20 protein-coding genes are annotated in these 17345 nt (G+C 67.9%); 10 read left to right on the top strand and 10 right to left on the bottom strand.

The annotated features are described in order from the left end of the window. The first annotated feature begins 121 nt into the window (after nt 1-121). Nucleotides 122-1090: a GlxA family transcriptional regulator gene (locus M5C96_RS17855; RefSeq protein ID WP_442867398.1), complete on the top strand. Its 969-nt coding sequence runs from the start codon at nt 122-124 to the stop codon at nt 1088-1090. Nucleotides 1091-1183: 93 nt separating this feature from the next. Here the strand turns inward: M5C96_RS17855 and M5C96_RS17850 are convergent, their stop codons facing one another. Beyond that, nucleotides 1184-2155: a tripartite tricarboxylate transporter substrate binding protein gene (locus M5C96_RS17850; RefSeq protein WP_272564462.1), complete on the bottom strand. Its 972-nt coding sequence runs from the start codon at nt 2153-2155 to the stop codon at nt 1184-1186. A gap of 156 nt (nt 2156-2311) precedes the next feature. On the opposite strand from M5C96_RS17850, the gene M5C96_RS17845 reads away from it, so the two are divergent. Continuing rightward, the gene (locus M5C96_RS17845; RefSeq protein WP_272564461.1) at nt 2312-2668 is read left to right on the top strand and encodes a four-helix bundle copper-binding protein; all 357 of its coding nucleotides are present in this window, start codon (nt 2312-2314) and stop codon (nt 2666-2668) included. A 415-nt stretch (nt 2669-3083) separates the two neighbouring features. Here the strand turns inward: M5C96_RS17845 and M5C96_RS17840 are convergent, their stop codons facing one another. Then, nucleotides 3084-4184: a CDP-6-deoxy-delta-3,4-glucoseen reductase gene (locus tag M5C96_RS17840; RefSeq protein WP_272564460.1), complete on the bottom strand. Its 1101-nt coding sequence runs from the start codon at nt 4182-4184 to the stop codon at nt 3084-3086. Nucleotides 4185-4229: 45 nt separating this feature from the next. On the opposite strand from M5C96_RS17840, the gene M5C96_RS17835 reads away from it, so the two are divergent. Beyond that, nucleotides 4230-5177 (top strand): NAD-dependent epimerase/dehydratase family protein, encoded by a 948-nt coding sequence (locus tag M5C96_RS17835; protein ID WP_272564459.1) that lies wholly within the window; start codon nt 4230-4232, stop codon nt 5175-5177. A gap of 18 nt (nt 5178-5195) precedes the next feature. On the opposite strand, the gene M5C96_RS17830 is transcribed toward M5C96_RS17835, so the two are convergent. The 3 genes from M5C96_RS17830 to M5C96_RS17820 form a co-directional block, all read right to left on the bottom strand. After that, entirely contained in the window at nt 5196-5879 is a 684-nt protein-coding gene (locus M5C96_RS17830) for a DUF4124 domain-containing protein (protein WP_272564458.1), read from the bottom strand. Between the two features lie 50 nt (nt 5880-5929). After that, entirely contained in the window at nt 5930-6496 is a 567-nt protein-coding gene (locus M5C96_RS17825) for a hypothetical protein (RefSeq protein ID WP_272564457.1), read from the bottom strand. 157 nt (nt 6497-6653) lie between these two features. Continuing rightward, on the bottom strand, nt 6654-6986 hold the full coding sequence (locus tag M5C96_RS17820; RefSeq protein ID WP_272564456.1) for an antibiotic biosynthesis monooxygenase family protein: 333 nt from the start codon (nt 6984-6986) through the stop codon (nt 6654-6656). Between the two features lie 140 nt (nt 6987-7126). On the opposite strand from M5C96_RS17820, the gene M5C96_RS17815 reads away from it, so the two are divergent. Continuing rightward, the gene (locus tag M5C96_RS17815) at nt 7127-7609 is read left to right on the top strand and encodes a hypothetical protein (protein ID WP_272564455.1); all 483 of its coding nucleotides are present in this window, start codon (nt 7127-7129) and stop codon (nt 7607-7609) included. Nucleotides 7610-7664: 55 nt separating this feature from the next. On the opposite strand, the gene M5C96_RS17810 is transcribed toward M5C96_RS17815, so the two are convergent. From M5C96_RS17810 to M5C96_RS17795, 4 genes are all read right to left on the bottom strand, one after another. Beyond that, entirely contained in the window at nt 7665-8624 is a 960-nt protein-coding gene (locus M5C96_RS17810; RefSeq protein WP_272564454.1) for a chemotaxis protein, read from the bottom strand. A 193-nt stretch (nt 8625-8817) separates the two neighbouring features. Further along, a complete protein-coding gene (locus M5C96_RS17805; RefSeq protein ID WP_272564453.1) occupies nt 8818-10395 on the bottom strand; it encodes a methyl-accepting chemotaxis protein in 1578 nt (525 codons plus the stop codon). A 201-nt stretch (nt 10396-10596) separates the two neighbouring features. Further along, nucleotides 10597-11859 (bottom strand): CaiB/BaiF CoA transferase family protein, encoded by a 1263-nt coding sequence (locus M5C96_RS17800; RefSeq protein ID WP_272564452.1) that lies wholly within the window; start codon nt 11857-11859, stop codon nt 10597-10599. A 136-nt stretch (nt 11860-11995) separates the two neighbouring features. Next, on the bottom strand, nt 11996-13192 hold the full coding sequence (locus M5C96_RS17795; protein WP_272564451.1) for an acyl-CoA dehydrogenase: 1197 nt from the start codon (nt 13190-13192) through the stop codon (nt 11996-11998). A gap of 186 nt (nt 13193-13378) precedes the next feature. On the opposite strand from M5C96_RS17795, the gene M5C96_RS17790 reads away from it, so the two are divergent. The 6 genes from M5C96_RS17790 (at nt 13379) to M5C96_RS17765 (ending at nt 16095) form a co-directional block, all read left to right on the top strand. Next, nucleotides 13379-14275: a LysR substrate-binding domain-containing protein gene (locus M5C96_RS17790; RefSeq protein WP_272564450.1), complete on the top strand. Its 897-nt coding sequence runs from the start codon at nt 13379-13381 to the stop codon at nt 14273-14275. Nucleotides 14276-14413: 138 nt separating this feature from the next. Further along, nucleotides 14414-14632, top strand: coding sequence for a hypothetical protein (locus M5C96_RS17785; protein WP_272548552.1), 219 nt, complete (start codon nt 14414-14416; stop codon nt 14630-14632). A 237-nt stretch (nt 14633-14869) separates the two neighbouring features. Continuing rightward, nucleotides 14870-15046, top strand: a complete 177-nt coding sequence (locus M5C96_RS17780) for a hypothetical protein (RefSeq protein WP_272564449.1) — start codon at nt 14870-14872, stop codon at nt 15044-15046. A 278-nt stretch (nt 15047-15324) separates the two neighbouring features. Beyond that, the gene (locus M5C96_RS17775) at nt 15325-15462 is read left to right on the top strand and encodes a hypothetical protein (protein WP_272564448.1); all 138 of its coding nucleotides are present in this window, start codon (nt 15325-15327) and stop codon (nt 15460-15462) included. Then, nucleotides 15459-15671, top strand: coding sequence for a hypothetical protein (locus tag M5C96_RS17770; protein ID WP_272564447.1), 213 nt, complete (start codon nt 15459-15461; stop codon nt 15669-15671). Before M5C96_RS17775 ends, M5C96_RS17770 begins: the two co-directional genes overlap by 4 nt. A gap of 244 nt (nt 15672-15915) precedes the next feature. Then, a complete protein-coding gene (locus M5C96_RS17765; RefSeq protein WP_272564446.1) occupies nt 15916-16095 on the top strand; it encodes a CsbD family protein in 180 nt (59 codons plus the stop codon). Between the two features lie 375 nt (nt 16096-16470). Here M5C96_RS17765 and M5C96_RS17760 read toward each other — a convergent pair whose 3' ends face one another. Continuing rightward, nucleotides 16471-17112, bottom strand: coding sequence for an integrase (locus M5C96_RS17760; protein WP_272564445.1), 642 nt, complete (start codon nt 17110-17112; stop codon nt 16471-16473). Nucleotides 17113-17345: the final 233 nt, after the last annotated feature.

Raw genomic sequence — 17345 nt, 5'->3', positions numbered from 1 at the left:
CCTTTTGAAGGGTGGTTGCCTGAAGCGGCGAAAGGGTCGGAGGTGATTGTTCGCCTTCTGCGCCATCGCTGAAAGTGGCTGGATTGAAACCGATCGATAGAATCGGGCCATTATGCGCAGCATCTCCCAGCCCGCCCCCGACACCGTGGCCGTCGTGGCCTTCGACGGCATCAGCCCCTTTCACCTTTCGGTGCCCTGCCTGGTGTTCGGCGAGGACCGCACGGCGCAAGGCGCACCGCGCTACCGGCTGCGCGTGTGCGGCGTGGCGCCCGGCCCGATGCGCACGTCCGCCGGGTTCGGCATCGACGTGGCGCACAGCCTTGCGGTGCTGCGGCGCGCGCAGATCGTCGTGGTGCCGTCCTGGCACGAGAACCTGGCCCCCGCGCCCCCCGAGCTGCTGGCCGCGCTGCGGGCCGCGCACCGCCGCGGCGCGCGCATCGTGGGTCTGTGCCTGGGGGCGTTCGTGCTGGCCGAGGCGGGGCTGCTCGACGGCCGCGCCGCCACGACCCACTGGGCGCTGGCGCAGGCGTTCGCGCAGCGCTACCCGCAGGTGGCGCTGCGGCCCGAGGTGCTGTATGTGGAAAATGGCACGGTGCTGACCTCAGCCGGCACCGCAGCGGGCATCGACTGCTGCCTGCACCTGCTGCGCCAGCAGCATGGTGCCGAGGCCGCCAACTGCGCCGCGCGCCGCATGGTGGTGGCCCCGCACCGGCAGGGCGGCCAGGCGCAGTACATCCAGCAGCCGGTGGCGCCCTCGGTGCGGGGGGATCGGCTTGCGCCGCTGCTGCAGTGGCTGGGCGAACACCTGCACGAGGCGCACACGCTGGAGGCGCTGGCCGAGCGTGCCGTGATGAGCCCGCGCACCTTCACGCGCCGCTTTCGCCAGTCCACCGGGACCACGGTGGGGCAATGGCTGCAGAACCAGCGCATCGCGCTGGCGCAGCGCCTGCTGGAGGGGGGAGATCAGTCGATCGATGCCGTGGCCGTGGCGTCGGGCTTCGGCTCCGCCGTCTCGCTGCGGCAGCATTTCTCGGCGGCGGTGGGCATTGCGCCCTCCGCCTACCGGCGGCAGTTCCGCGCCGCCGCCTGAAACGATTTGCTATTGAAAATATAGCTGCCGGAGCACGATGGGTATGCGCCGGTGGCCGTTTCGATCCAAGGGCGGTTGCGTGCCCTGGCCTGGTCAGTCGACCTTCGCGCCGGAAGCCTTCACCACCTGCTGGTACTTGGCACGCTCCGACGCCATGAAGGCATCGAACTGCTCGGGCGTGGTGCCCACGGGCTCGGCCATGAGGGCTGCGAAGCGCGTCTTGGTCTCCGGCGCATTGAGCGCGGCGACGAAGGCCTTGTTCAGCTTGGCGATGACGGGCTTGGGCGTGCCGGCTGGCGCCACGAGGCCCCACCACGTCTCGATCGCAAAGCCCTTGAACGTGGCCGACAGCGGGGGCACGCCCGGCAGCATGGCGCTGGCCTGCGGCGAGGTCACTGCGAGCGCCTTGAGCTTGCCCGAGCGGATGTTGGGCGCGGCGGCGGCCAGGTTGTCGATGTTGAAGTCCACTTCGCCGGCCAGCAGCGCCAGTTGCGCGGGACTGGCACCGCGGTAGGGAATGTGCAGGGCGTAGATGCCGGCGCGCTGCTTGAACATTTCGCCGGCCAGGTGGCCTGCGCTGCCGTTGCCGCCGCTGCCGTAGTTCAGCTTGGCGGGGTTGGCCTTGGCGTAGGCGATCAAATCGGCCACGGTGTTGATCTTGAGTTCCGCCGCCTTGGCCGCATTGATGACGAGCACGTTGGGCACGCTCACCATCTGCGTGATGCCGGCGAAGTCCTTGGCCGCGTCGTAGGGCATGCGGCTGTAGAGCCAAGGGTTGACGGCATGCGTCGCCGTGGCGGCCAGGCCGATGGTGAGGCCATCCGGCGCGGCCTTGGCGACGGCATCGGCGCCAATGTTGCCGCCCGCGCCCGCCTTGTTGTCGATGATCACCGTGCCCAGCGTGTCGCGCACCCGCTCGGCCAGCGCGCGGGACGTGACGTCCAGCGGCCCCCCGGGTGCGTAGGGCACGATCAGCCGGATCGGCGCATCCTGCGCGTAGCCCAGCGGGGATGCAAACGCCGTGGCGAGGGCGGCGGCCGAGAGAAGGAGGTTTCTGCGATTCATGCTGCCATTGTGCAAAAAATTGAAAGGGGGTCCGGCGGTGCGAGGTCGCAGCGCCGTCCTACAGGGCCCGGGAGGGGGCATTTCTATAAACGTCGAAGCCGTTTCCCAGTTTGCACCCCATCACGCGCCGCCGCACCGGCGGAAAAAGGACATTCCATGCCGCAGGCCGCCCCACACGACACCGTCACCGCATCGCGCTATGCCGAGTGCATTCGCGCCTGCAACGAATGTGCCGATGCGTGCGACTACTGCGCGGCCGCGTGCCTGCGCGAGCCCGAGCCCCGCTGCATGGTGCAGTGCATCGCCCTGGACATGGACTGCGCCGCGCTGTGTCGCGTGGCTGCCGCCGCCATGGCCCGCGAAAGCGCCCACGCACCGGAGATCTGCGCCCTGTGCGCCCGCCTGTGCGACAGCTGCGCCAACGAATGCGCCCGGCACGGCATGGCCCACTGCCAGGCCTGCGCCGAAGCTTGCCGCCGCTGTGCCGAGGCCTGCCGCGCGCTGTCGCGCTGAAGACGGTCCACCGGTGCCGATGGATGGCTATTACCGGTTGTTACTTCTGCGATACCGTGCAGAAGTGACTGCTTAAGGTCCGGGGCGTTGAATGGCGTCTCGGACCCCGCACCAAGGAGCCACCATGTCCATCCGCCTCATCACCCTCGCCGCCGCTGCGGTGGCCACCAGCCTGCTCACCGGCTGCGTCGTGGCCCCGGTCCTGGGTCCGGCTATTACGGCGGGCTGGGCTACTACCAGACCGAATCCGTGTACTTGGCGCCGCCGCCCGTGGTGGTGGCGCCGACCATCGGCTTCTTCGGCGTCTATGGCCGGGGCGGCTATGGGCGCGGCTATTACGGCCGGCCGGGCTGGCGCCGCTGAAGGCCGCGCACCGGGTGCGCGCTCCTTGCTGCAAGCTGGCGCCCGGACCGCGTTAGCCTGAGGTGGCTCCGGAGGGTTGGGCGGAAGGCTCGCTCGCCCCGTGCTTGTCGGCCTCGGATGTAAAGGCATCCGCGTAGAACTCATCGGGGGGGAGCTGGCGCTCCGCGCTGTACACCACCCGTGCCGTATCGACCACGATGGGGGCGCCGCAGGCATAGACCTGGTGGCCCGACAGGTCGGCATGGTCGTCCATCACCGCCTGGTGCACGAAGCCCGTGCGGCCCGCCCAGGCGTCTTCCGGCAAGGCATGGGACACCACGGGCACATAGGCCAGTTGGGGCATCGTGGCCATGCGCTCGCGCACCCAGCCATCCATGTACAGATCGCCGGGACGGCGGCCACCCCAGTACAGCGTGACCGGGCGCTCGATGCGCTTGGCCTGAATGTGTTCGAGCAGCGCCTTGATCGGGGCGAAGCCCGTGCCCGAGGCCAGCAGGATGATGGGCTTGGGGCTGTCCTCGCGCAGGAAGAAGCTGCCGAAGGGGCCTTCCACGCGCAGGATTTCCTTTTCCTTCATGGCGCCGAACACGTGGTCGGTGAAGCGCCCGCCCGCCATGTGGCGGATGTGCAGTTCCAGCCCCGGCGCGTCGGCCTGGGTGTGGGGCGCGTTGGCCATGGAGTACGCGCGGCGCGCGCCGTCGCGCAGGATGAATTCGATGTACTGGCCGGCGTGGTAGCGGAACGTGTCCGCTGCGGGCAACTGCAGGCGCACCTGCATGACGTCGTGCGACACCCGCGTGAGCGTGGACACGCGCACCGGCAGCTTCTTGATGGGGTAGGAGCTCTCATCGGTCACCTGGCGCGATTCGAGCACCACGTCGGTCAGCGGCTGGGCGCAGCAGGTGAGCACGAAGCCCGCGTCGGCCTCGGCCGCGCTCAGGGCCTTGGACTGGTGCTCGCCATGGGCCACGGAGCCGCTGAGCTTCTTGCACTTGCACGAGCCGCAGGCCCCATCCTTGCAGCCATAGGGCAGGCCCACGCCGCTGCGGATGGCCGCGGCCAGAATGGATTCGCCGGGCTGGGCGGCAAAGGCCCGGCCGCTGGGCTGTACGGTGATCTGGTGGGCGGCTGCGGCCGTCTCTGCGGGGGTCATGGAGTGGGTATCCTTGGAGGTTCTTCTCGCCAAACGGATCCGATTTTGCCCTCAAACCAAAGCCCCCTCGGGGCCCTGCCGGCCCGCTTTCGCCGCCAGCGCGTGCTCATCATCGGCTGTGGCGACGTGGGGCTGCGGGCCGCCCGGGTGCTGGGTGCATCGGCCGGCGGGCCCCGGCCCCGGGTGCTGGCCCTGACTTCCAGTCCTGAACGCATGGCGCCGTTGCGCGCCGCCGGCATCACTCCCCTGCTGGGCAACCTGGACGATGTGCCCAGCCTGCGCCGCCTGTCCGGCCTGGCCACCCGCGTCCTGCACCTGGCGCCCCCGCCGGGCGATGCGGTGGCCGGCGCCGCCAAAGGGTATGACGGCCGCACGGTCGCCCTGGCGCGGGCGCTGCGCCTGCGCACCTTGCCGCGCGCGCTGGTGTACGGATCGACCAGCGGGGTGTATGGCGATTGCAGCGGCGCGTGGGTGACCGAGGTGCGCCCCGTCGCGCCCGCCACCTCCCGCGCGCAACGGCGGGTGAATGCCGAGCGCGCCGTGCGCCACCTGGGCCGCAGCGCCGTGCGCGCCAGCATCCTGCGCATTCCCGGCATCTATGCGCCCGACCGCGAAGGCGGCACGCCTGAAGCCCGCCTGCGCCGCGGCACCCCGGTGCTGCTGCCCGAGGACGATGTCTACACCAACCACGTCCATGCCGACGACCTGGCTCGCGCCTGCGTGGCGGCCCTGTGGCGCGGCCAGCCGCAGCGCGTGTACCACGTGAGCGATGCGAGCGACATGAAGATGGGCGATTACTTCGATCTGGCCGCAGACCTGTACGGGTTGCCGCGCCCGCCGCGCATCGCGCGCAGCGATGCGAAGGCGCAGTTGCCCGCGCCGCAACTGAGCTTCATGGGCGAGTCGCGCCGGCTGGATGCCACGCGGCTGCGCAAGGAGCTGCGCGTGGTGCTGCGCTACCCGACCGTGACCCAGGGCCTGCGCGCAACCTGACGCGCCCACCCGCACGCATCAGCGCGGGTGGACGTTTCCTTGCTGGTCGTAGCAGCGGAACACGTTGCAGTGCGAAATCGGCGCGGAGGGCACCGGGAGCGCCGGCTGGACCACCACCGGGCGCCGGGGCGGCAGCACCACGACGGCGGGGGGCGCGTAGTAGTCGCCACTGCCGCCGCTGTAATTGCGTGACCGTTCGACTTCCGCGTAGCCCTGCGGGCCGAGGCAGTCGAGGTCCATCTGGCGCTGGGCGGCCGTCAGGCGGGCCTGGCCGTCGTAATTGCCCCCGCCCGATTCGCTGGCCACCCGGTCGAGGTTGCGGCGCGAACGGGCGCATTCGGGGGATCGGGACGGATCGGCCGGGGCCCGGGCGGCGGCGCGCTCGCGTTCCTGGCGTGCCTCCTGCTGGGCTTCCTGGCGCTCGATCTGCTGGCGCTGCTGCTTGAGCTGCAACGCCTGCAGGGCCTGGGCCCGCTCCTCCTCGATTTCCTCGCGGCTCTTGCGGGCCTCGACCTCGCGTGCGGCCGTGCCTTTGTCGCAGGCTCCGTCGGTGTAGGTGACCTTGCCGGAGACGGGGTCGGTGCAGCGCATCACCTGGGCATGGGTGGCCAAGGGGGCCGCAGCGCACGCCGCCACCGCCAGCGCGGCGCCAAGGCGCCATGCGGCAGAGCGAGGGGCTAGGAAGACAGGGCGCTGGATCATGGCCGTTTCCTGTGGGCGATCGGTCGGTTCAGGTCGGTGGAGCCGGGCGGTCAAGGCCGGTTCTGGGGATTTTGCTCCAGGCGCCAACCCGGTGCCGGCCGCTGGTCTTGCGCGCCCGGCGGGCGGCGGTCCTCGCCGCGCTGGCGGTCGGCCTGTTCGCGGCGCTGGCGATCCAGTTCAGCGCGCTGACGATCCATCTCGGCGCGGCGCCGGTCGGCATCCGCACGCTGGCCGTCCCGGTCCCTGTCGCGGCGGCGGTCGGCGTCGCGCGCTTCCCGGGCCTCGCGGTCCCGGCGGTCGCGCCAGGCGCGCTCGCGGTCTTCGCGCATCTGCCGTTCACGCCAGTCGTCCCGGCGATCGTCACGGCGGTCCCAGCCATACGCCGGCACGGGCGTGGGTACATAGACGGGGTAGGCGGGCCGGCTGTAGCCATAGGCCGGCTGTTCGTACACGGTGATCGACGTTGAGCCATTGGTCGGGTAGGGATAGGATGGCGTTGCCGGATAGTTGGCAGACGGATAGGCGGGCTCGTAGTAGGGGTCGCCGGGCACCGCGCAGCCCGTGGCCAGCACGGCCAGGGTGCCGGCGGCAAGGATTCGGAGGGCGGGGTGGAACATGGAAAGGCCTCGCTGGCTGGTGGCCGCGCTGCAGGGAGCGTCTGGCGGCCGATGGGTGACGGCGGCGGTCAGGCGACACGCCGCGCCCGTGTGTGACGCGCTGATGACCATTTTGGTTGACCTTGCGCGGGCGCCATTGTCAGGCTTTGCCCCGTCTTCACACGGTGGCGGCGTGGGGCGCGGCAGGGGCATTTTGCAGGCCGGCTACGGGGGCGTAATGCAGCACGGTCGGGAACGGATCGTAGAAACCGTGCAGCAGCGACTTCCACGCGTGGTATTGCGGTGACTGCCGAAAGCCTTGTTCGTGCGCCTCGACCGTGGTCCAGCGCACCAGCAGCAGGTATTCCTGCGGGCGCTCCACGCAGTGGTGCAGTTCGTGCGAAAGGTATCCGGGCATGCGGGCGATGAGGCCCTGCGCCTCGGCGAAGGCCTGCTCGAAGGCGGCGTTCTGCCCGGGGCGGATGGTGAGCGGAGCGGTTTCCAGGATCATCCGGGCAGTCTATGCGACGGCCTCCCGGATGGATGGAGATGGATCGGGCCTCTGGAGGTGTGCCATGCGCGTCCCGCTCTACACTCTGCGGCTTTGCCTTCGGACGGCCTCGGTGCGGCCGAAGGCCCCAACTGGCCGACATGACCGAAGACTCAGAACCCACCCCCGTGCAGGAACCCCGTCTGTGGAGCGATGAGCGCTGGACCGCGCGCGTCGTCAAGAACGAAGACGACGACGGCTGGGCCGTCGAGATGACGCTGCGGGGAGAGTCGGAGCCCGCGCTGGTCGGCCCCTGGACCATGGGGCGTGACAAGAAGAATCCCAAGCCGCTGGATGTCTCGGCCTTCCACACGCTGGTCAAGACCGCGTCGGAGGTGCTGCGCCGCCATGAGCAGCAACTGCATGCCCAGTTGAACAAGAGCGTCACGGTCACCGTGCGGGACCAGCGCGTGCGCGTGTCGCTGGCCATCGAGCCGGACGATGAGCATCCCACCGCAACGCTCAGTGCGCATTCGGCACCGGACGACGAACTGCTGGCCCGCGTGAGCGTGTCGCCCGGCTTCGTGCTCACCAACGCCAGCGCGGCGGCCTGGGTGGAGAACGGCTACCCGCGGCCGCGCTGAGCGGCGGCGAGGCCGCTGTGGCCCCTGCGGCGCTGGGTTGGCTGGATTGATTGACTTACTTGGGCAGCACGCGGCGCATGGTCTCGGCCAGGTCTTCCGCGACGAACTTCGCCACGTAGCCATCGGCCCCCACGCTGCGCACATGGTCCTCGTTGGCCGAGCCCGACAGCGAGGAGTGGATGACCACCGGAATCTTGTTCAGGCGCGCATCCTGCTTGATGTTGCGGGTGAGCGTGAAGCCGTCCATCTCGGGCATTTCCAGGTCAGTCAGCACCAGCGCCACGCGATCGGCGGCGGTCTTGCCATCGGCCTCGGCGGCGCGGGCGATGGCGTTCAGCCGGTCCCACGCTTCCTTGCCCGACTTGGTCATTTCGTAAGGTGCGTGCAGGGCCTGCAGTTCCTTTTCGATGAGCGAGCGGGCCACGAACGAATCGTCGGCGGCCAGGATCATGGTGCCGGGCTTGAGTTTGAGGCGGGGGCCGACCTTCTCGGGATCGACCTTGTGCTCGTCGGACGGCGAGACCATCTGCAAGATGGCTTCCACGTCCAGCACCTGCGCCAGACGGGAGCCGTCGGTGTTGCCGTCCAGCCGCGCGATGCTGGTCACCAGCTGGCCGCCGGTGCCGCTGGCTTCGGCGGAGAGCACCTGCTTCCAGTCCAGGCGCACGATGTCTTCCACCGATTCCACGGCGAAGGCTTGCGTGGTGCGCGCATATTCGGTCACCAGCATGATGTTCAGACCGGTCTGCGGCTTGCAGCCGACGATGGAGGGCAGGTCGAGCACCGGAATGATCTGGCCGCGCAGATTGACCACACCCAGCGAGTGCGGCGTGGCGCCTGCGATGGGCGTGATGCTGGGCATCGCCACGATCTCGCGGATCTTGAAGACGTTGATGCCGAACAGCTCGGACTTGCCCAGGTTTTCGTCGATGCCCAACCGAAAGAGCAGCAACTCGAATTTGTTGGTTCCGGTGAGGTTGGTCCGCTCGTCAATTTCCTGCTGCACTGCCTTCATCGCTGCCTCCTTCGCATTGGATACGCGTGTTTACAAATTTTAGAGCGTGATGGTGTAGGCCCGGTCCTAATATTTTCCCGTGTTGCGCCCGCGCTCCGATTCGAGGGAGTGCGATGCAATCTTCTTGCCAGCGAGAGCGGCAATGGGTATCACGCGGGGGCTCCATAGCCTGGAGTCCTTCCGGGCTCACAGCTCACGCGGCCTTCAAGGTGCCCCCCGGCCGGGAGCCCGAGGGATCGCCGTGGGGGCGCAATCGGAAGACCGCCACGGCCTGTACCAGTTGCTGCGCCTGCTGCTTCAGGCTGTCCGCCGCCGCGGCGCTCTGTTCCACCAGCGCGGCGTTCTGCTGGGTGGCCTGATCCATCTGCATGACGGCCTCGCCCACCTGGGACACACCGGCGCTTTGTTCGCTGCTGGCGGCGCTGATCTCGGCCACGATGTCGGTGACGCGCCGGATCGACGCGACCACCTCGCCCATCGTAGTGCCCGCCTCGTCGGCCAGCACCGATCCCTGCTGCATGCGCGTGACGCTGGCATGGATCAGGGTCTTGATTTCCTTGGCGGCCTCGGCGCTGCGCTGGGCCAATTGGCGCACCTCGCTGGCCACCACCGCGAAGCCGCGCCCTTGCTCGCCGGCCCGCGCTGCTTCCACGGCGGCGTTCAATGCCAGGATGTTCGTCTGGAAGGCGATGCCGTCGATGACACCCACGATGTCGGCGATCTTGCGGCTGCTGTCGTTGATGCCGCGCATGGTGCTCACCACTTCCGACACCACATCGCCGCCCTTGGAGGCCACGGTCGATGCGTTCAGGGCCAACTGGTTGGCCTGCCGGGCGTTTTCCGCGTTGGCCGTCACGGTGGAGCTGAGTTCCTCCATGGAGGCCGAGGTTTCCTCCAGGGCGCTGGCCTGCTGCTCGGTGCGGGCCGAAAGGTCGTTGTTGCCCTGCGCGATCTCGCTGCTGGCGCTCGCCACGCTGTCTGCGTTATCGCGCACTTTGCTCACCACCTGAGACAGGCTGGTCTGCATCGCATGGAGTGCGTTCAGCAACTGGGCGATTTCATCCTGTCCGCGGGTGTGGGTGGCCTGGGTCAGGTCGCCGGAGGCCACGGCTTCCGAAATGCGCACCGCGTTGCCCAGCGGTTGCGTGACGGTGCGGCTGAACAGCACCGCGCCGAAGACGCTGGCCCCGCACACGACCAGCATCACGGTCAGGCTGATCCAGTTGGCCTGGCGCGCCGCCGTCGCAGCCTCCAGGGACACGGCCGCGCTGGCTTTGCTGATCAGGTCGCCCGTCTGCTCCAGCAGTTGCGCCGGTTCCCGGTCCATTCCCTGCACGGCTTGATCGCCCGCGGCCGGGTCCCGGCCCGATGCCTTGAATGTTTCGAACCCTTTGCGGTAGGCCACCCCCATGCGTTCGTGTGCCGTCAGGAACTGGCCCACCCGCTCACGCGCATCGCCCGCGGGCAAGTCGCCCAGCAGCTTGCGCGCCTGGGCTTGCACGGCCCCTTCGCTTTTCGCGAAGGCAGCCCAATAGCGCGACAGCTGCGCATCGTCCTTGCCCCGCAGCAGTGTGTTTTTCCACTCCTGTACCTGGACCCGGAAGTCGCCCAGCACGTCGGCGGCCATCCGCTCTTGCTGGGTATGGGTGGAGACCGTGGTCTGGTAAGTGGTCAGGGCCGTGTTCAGCCGGCCAAGGCCGAACAGCGCAGCGGCGAAGAGCAGCAAGAGGGCCAATGTAAAAACGAGCGGGAGTTTTCGGCTGAGCTTCATCGGAAGATCCCTGAGGGAGTGGGAGGGCACCCCTTCGTGAGGAGCGCCCTGGGCTATCGGATGGATGGAGTGTATTGAAATATCATTTTTATCATAAAAATCATTTTTCACTTTCCACCCAGCGGAGCGCGCCATGAAAAAAGCCTTGCGCGAAGGCAAGGCTTTTTTCTGGGGAGGCCGATGCCATCGGCCTGGGACGGGCTAAACCACGTTCGCCGCGCGCAGTTGCGCAATGCGTTCGGCGTCCAGCCCCAGGCCCGCCAGCACCTCGTCGGTGTGCTGTCCCAGGGCCGGGGGCGCCCGGTGCAGCACCGGCGGCGTGGCGGACAGCCGCAGCGGGCTCGCCACCCCGGCGATGCGGCCGATGCCGTCGCCGGGCTCGCCCTGTGGCCACCGGGCCTGCTCCACGCGCAGGCCCCGGGCCTGCACCTGCGGGTCGTCGAACGCCTCGGCCAGCGTGTTGACCGGGCCGCAGGGCACGGCCTTGTCCTGCAGCAGGGCAATCCAGTCGGCCGTGGTACGGGTGCGGGTGACCTCCTGCAGGGCAGGGACCAGCTCGGCCCGGTGCTTGACCCGCAGCGGGTTGGTGGCGAACCGGGCGTCCTGCGCCCATTCCGGCCGGCCGGCCGCCGCGCAGAACCGCGCGAACTGCCCGTCGTTGCCGATGGCCAGCAGCATGGCGCCGTCGGCGGTGGGAAAGTCCTGGTAGGGCACGAGGCTGGGGTGCGTATTGCCCTGGCGGGTTGGCGCCTGCCCGGTGGCCAGGAAGCCCGAGGCCTGGTTGGCGAGCACGGCCATGCCCACGTCCAGCAGCGCCATGTCGATGTGCTGGCCTTCGCCGGTGCGCTCGCGCACGTGCAGCGCAGCCAGGATGGCGTTGCTGGCGTACAGCCCGGTGAACAGGTCGATCACGGCCACTCCCACGCGCAGCGGGCCGGCGCCGGGCTCGCCATCGGCCCGGCCGGTGATGCTCATCAGGCCCGTCATGGCCTGGATCATGAGGTCGTAGCCGGCGCGCTCGGCGTAGGGCCCGTCCTGGCCGAAGCCGGTCACCGAACAGTAGATGAGCCGCGGGTTGGCCGCGCGCAGGCTGGCGTGGTCCAGTCCGTACTGGCGCAGACCGCCGACCTTGAAGTTCTCCACCACCACGTCGGCCTGCTGCGCCATCTGGCGGATCAGCGCCTGCCCCTCGGGCGTGGCCATGTCGATGGTGACCGAGCGCTTGTTGCGGTTGCAGGCCGTGAAGTAGGCGGCCTGCGCCGTGTCGTTGCCCGCATCGTCCTTCAGGAACGGCGGGCCCCAGTGGCGCGTGTCGTCGCCCACGCCGGGGCGTTCCACCTTGACCACGTCCGCCCCCAGATCGGCCAGCACCTGGGTGCACCAGGGGCCGGCGAGCACGCGGGACAGATCGAGCACGCGGATGCCGGCGAGGGCGCCCGCCGGGGCTTGGGGGGTCGTGGTCATGCAGAAATCGCTTTGCTATGAAAAATGTAGCAATACGCCCTAGTACTGATTGCGCTGGAGGCCTGAAAGGCCATGAACTGCCCCGCAGCGCCCGCCCTGGCGGTCCAGGCCGGGGCGCGTGGGTCGGTTTGCCGGTTCAGTTCGCGAAGGCAGCGATGCCGGTCTGGGCCCGGCCCAGGATCAGCGCGTGCACATCGTGCGTGCCCTCGTAGGTGTTGACCACCTCCAGGTTCACCAGGTGGCGCGCCACGCCGAACTCGTCGCTGATGCCGTTGCCGCCCATCATGTCGCGCGCCATGCGGGCGATGTCCAGCGCCTTGCCGCAGCTGTTGCGCTTGATGATGGACGTGGCCTCGACCGAGGCGGTGCCGTCGTCCTTCATGCGGCCCAGGCGCAGGCAGGCCTGCAGGCCGATGGCGATCTCGGTCTGCATGTCGGCCAGCTTCTTCTGGATGAGCTGGTTGGCCGCCAGAGGCCGGCCGAACTGCTTGCGGTCCAGCGTGTACTGGCGGGCGGTGTGCCAGCAGAATTCCGCCGCGCCCAGCGCGCCCCAGGCGATGCCGTAGCGGGCGCTGTTCAGGCAGGTGAAGGGGCCTTTGAGGCCCTGCACCTCGGGAAAGGCGTTTTCCTCGGGCACGAACACTTCGTCCATCACGATCTCGCCGGTGATGCTGGCGCGCAGGCCCACCTTGCCGTGGATGGCAGGGGCGCTCAGGCCCTTCATGCCCTTTTCGAGCACGAACCCGCGGATCGGGCCGACCGCGCCGGCCTCGGACACTTCCTTGGCCCAGACCACGAACACATCGGCGATCGGGCTGTTGGTGATCCACATCTTGGCGCCCGACAGCGAATAGCCGCCCGGCACCTTCTTGGCGCGCGACGCCATGCTGCCGGGGTCGGAGCCGTGGTCCGGCTCGGTCAGGCCGAAGCAGCCGATCCACTCGCCGCTGGCCAGCTTGGGCAGGTACTTCTGTTTTTGCGCCTCGGTGCCGAACTCGTGGATCGGCACCATCACGAGGGAGCTTTGCACGCTGGCCATCGAGCGGTAGCCCGAGTCCACGCGTTCGACCTCGCGGGCGATGAGGCCGTAGGCCACGTAGTTCAGGCCGGGGCCGCCGTACTGCTCGGGAATGGTGGGGCCCAGCAGGCCCACTTCGCCCATCTCGCGGAAGATGGCGATGTCGGTCTTTTCATGGCGGAACTGCTCCAGCACGCGCGGTGCGAGCTTGTCCTGGCAGAAGGCGGCGGCGGCGTCGCGAACCATGCGCTCGTCGTCGGTCAGTTGCTGGTCGAGCAGGAACGGGTCGCTCCATTGGAAGGCGGCGTGGGCCATGGGGGGGGTGTCTCCGGGGAAGGTTGGTTCGGATCGGTGCCGGTGTGCGAAAAGCGCATGGGCGGCCGGGTTGATGCGATGGTAGGCGCATGGATCGCGCGGTGCAAGCGAGGATGCTGCATCCAGACATGCGATCAATTCATATCTGAATGGCCAGTGGGGTCGGGGTTTCGGCACAATCGCGCCATGCGCCGAACCTTGCCCTCCACCCAGTCCCTGGCCTGCTTCGAGGCTGCGGCCCGCCATGAAAGCTACACCCGCGCGGCCCAGGAACTGGCGCTCACCCAGGGCGCCGTGTCGCGGCAGATCATGGCACTGGAGGATTTCCTGGGCGTGGCGCTGTTCCGCCGCACGCGGCACGGCGTGGCGCTCACCCCGGCGGGCACCCATTACGCGCGGCAGGTGGGCCGCTGGCTGCAGGGGCTGGAGCGCGACACGCTGGACGTGATGGCGCACCAGGGGCAGGGCGGGTCGATCGCGCTGGCCGCGGTGCCCACCTTCGCCACGCGCTGGCTGATCCCGCGCTTGCCCCTGCTGGCCCAGGCGCATCCGGACATCGTCGTGCACATCGAGACGCGCACGCGGCCCTTCCTGTTCGCCGACACCGGATTCGACGCCGCGCTGTATGCCGGCACGCCCGAGCAGGTCAGCAACTGGCCGGGTACGCAGGCGATGCGGCTCTTGCAGGAAGACGTGGTGCCCGTGTGCAGCCCGCGCCTGTTGCCCGGCGGGCGGCCGCTCGAACCCCAGGCGCTGGCGGGCCTGCCGCTGCTGCAGCAGACCACGCGCCCCTACGGATGGCGGCAATGGTTCGAGGCGATGGACGTGCAGGCGCCGCGCGCACTCGACGGGCCGCGCTACGAGCTGTTTTCCATGCTGGCCGTGGCCGCTTCGCACGGGCTGGGCGTGGCGCTCATGCCCCCGTTGCTGATCGAGGCCGAGCGGGCCCGGGGCGAACTGGTGCTGGCCTGCGAGCGGCCCCTGCGCGGCGAACGCGCCTACTACCTCATCACCCCGGCGCAGCCCCAGCCCCCCGTGCTAGCCGCCTTCGCCCACTGGTTGCAGGACATGGCCGCGAGTTGAGTCCTCGGGCGCCTTCCGCTCCGCCGGCCGATTGCGCGCGGGTGACAGCGCGGCTACCCTTTGGTCAGCTGCAGCTCAAGCGCTAGGCCGTGGACCAACGAACTGCAGCGTCTGTGCAACCAACAAGGAGAAAGCTTCATGGGAACCGTTTATCACGCACCGCATTTCGACCCCACGGTGGATGAGCTCGAAGCGCTCAAGCAACTGGAGCTGGGCCGTGCCATCAGCGTGCCCGAGGCGCTCACGCACCACCTGTCCGGACGGCTCTACGAACGCGGCTACGTGGCCAAGAATCCGGCCGGCGATCTGGCCATCACCGACGCGGGCCGCCAACTGATCCGCCGCCAGGAAAGCTGACCGCCAGCCTTCGCCCATCGATCCGACCCGGCCCCATGCCGGTGTCCGCACCCGGCGCCGCCCCTCCAGCCATGGAGAGGCCGCCGGGTTTTTTCCATGGTGCCCGGGTCCTGAGACCCTGCTGCAAACGCCTTCGTCCTACAGACGACCCGCGGGGGCGGTTTTAAGGTATCGCCTGTGCTGCTTCACGGCGTGTTGAACCCCAAGCGGCACGACAAACCCATCCGAGGAGCAGCCATGCCAAGAGGTGACAAGTCGGCGTACACAAACAAGCAAAAACGCCAAACCGAACACATCGAAGACAGTGATGAACACCAGGGTCTCAGCGAGCCGGAGGCCAAGCGCCGGGCCTGGGCCACGGTGAACAAGAATTCCGGCGGTGGCAAGCAGTTCGGCAGCGGACCCACCCGCTGACATAAGGAGATTCTTCTCACCCTTTTTGTGCCCCCAGCGTCGTGGATGCCAGTCATAGCTTGCTTCCGATGGTCTGTTCCTATTGAAGGATTGAACATATGAAAGAAACTCTGACTGTCCTCGCCGGATTCATGCTGTTTTCCAGCCTTGGAATCGCCTACTTGGCCGCTTCGGTCATGAGCGGTCTCTGAGCTGCAGGAAACAGAGCATCTCGGTCCGCATCCCGACGCCGGCACCCGGCACGCTGTACCGCCCGCCAACAACCTTTCCATCCTCCCATGGCCTCCCATCCTCCCGCTCCTGGCAAGGCCGATCTGCCCGTCGAGCCCGATGTGCCCGCGCCCCCGCCCGAACAGGCGGATGAACCACCGCATGTGCAGTACGCGAGCGGCCATGCTGCAGGGAGCCTCCGATGAATCGCGGAGGTACCGAGCGGGAGGTGTCCGACGCGGAAAAGCGTGTGGGTGCCGTGCTGGAAAAGCTGGAAGAGCAGACGGACTCCGAGGTGGAGAAGATCGCCCTCGAAGACGTGGTGGACACCAATGCGGAAACCGGCCGCCCCGAAGTGCGCAAGGCCGTGGACATCCGGGTCAAACCCAAGGTGCAACGCAAGTGGACCAAATGAGCCTTTCAGCCGCTTGAGCCCAGTACTGCATCGAACAATCAGTGCCGCGATCCAGTTTTAATTGAAAACTGCTTTCGAAATCTGCCGACCCGCACGCCACCCGCGCTGCGGGTTTTTTCTTGTGTAGGCAGTTGCTGACGCCAACGGATGGCTTCCGCCCGCGCGGGCCCTGCGGATCGGGTCTTAGCCTTCAGGTCATGCAAAGCCATTTTGTTTTGCACTTACCTCACCGAAAGGAATCACCATGAACACCGATCAAGTCAAGGGCGCATTGAAGGACGTGGCAGGCAAGGTTCAACAAAAGACCGGCGAGCTGATCAACAGCCCCGAGCAGCAAGCCAAGGGCGTTGCCAAGCAGGTCGAGGGCACCACCCAGAAGAACTATGGCGACGTCAAAGAGAACATCAAGGATGCCGTGAAGTAATGCCTGCGGAGGCGATGCCTCTGCGGATGAGAAAGCCCCGATGCGGCAACGCATCGGGGCTTTTTGTTTTGAGTCGGGGATCCGAGCACGGTGCCTGGCTATGTACTGTCGAGAGGGCCGGGCTGCTGAAAGCAAAAAGCCCACGAAAGCGGGCCATTCATTCAGAGTATGCAGGATGTGCACCGAGGAACAAGCTGCTGTGCATTCATGGCAAGAAAGCCATGGTGCCCGGGGCCGGAATCGAACCGGCACGCCTTGCGGCGGGGGATTTTGAGTCCCACGAGAAATTGAGGATTCATGCGGGTTTGCGGGCAATCCGTTCCGCATTTCGCACCTTCCAGCTCCCTTCGGTAAAAGCCAAAAGCGGAACAGGTTTCAACTCACCGGTTTCAGCTTGCGCACGCCCCCGTAGTGGCGCTCTGTGATGCGCTTGTCCGAGTGCTGCAGCAGTGCCGAGGCCGCCTCCAGATCCTCCGACTTCTGGGCCGCCCGCTTGCGCATGTCGCGTAGGTACAGCGCCCGAATGGCGCGCACCAGGTCATCGTCGTTGGCCAGGCCGGCTACCACCACCGCTTGCTCGCGCGCCGTGTCCCAGCGGTAGCGCAGCCGGGTGAAGTTCAGCGGCTTGCCGTCCGGACAGGACAACAGCATCAAGTGGTCGGCGTTCATCGCGCGGCGGCGCGCTAGCAGGCCTGGCAGCGTGGCCGACAGGCTCAGGTCCCACTCTGCCTCTTTCCCGGTTTTGCTGGCCTCCATGTGCAGCACATCGCCCCGCGGCATCAGTACGGTAATGCAGTCGGTCAGCCGCATCCCAGTGGCCGAGCCCAGGTCCATGCAGTCCCGCAGTGGCTGGTCGGCCTGCGCATAGATCGCCTCGTACAGGTGGTCCGGCACCTTCATCTTTCGGGGCTTCTCTTTGTTGCGCCACTTGCTGCGCTCCATGCCAGCAGCCGGCCAAGGCAGCGCCGTATAGCCTTCACCCCGGGCCCAGTTCCAGATGATCGACAGCAGGGCCATTTCCCGGTTTCCTTGGGTCTTGGCCGTGCGCTTGAGCAGGTAGGCCTTGAGGATGGGCAGCGTGACCTGATCCCATGTGCTTGGCCCGAAAACACTGGCCGAATGCGGCGCAAGTGCTTCGAGTAGCCGGCCTTGGTCACCTTGCTGTCGTACTTGGGCAGCACCTCCAACTCCCAGCCCGCAAATGCCTCCTCAAGCGTGCCGGCGATGGACGGGCCTGTGTCGTGGTACAG

Origin of the sequence: Acidovorax sp. GBBC 1281, from assembly GCF_028473645.1 — a bacterium.
Lineage (GTDB): Bacteria > Pseudomonadota > Gammaproteobacteria > Burkholderiales > Burkholderiaceae_C > Paracidovorax.
The sequence above is the reverse complement of the archived record's forward strand: the minus strand, read 5'-3'. Positions and strand labels throughout refer to the sequence as shown.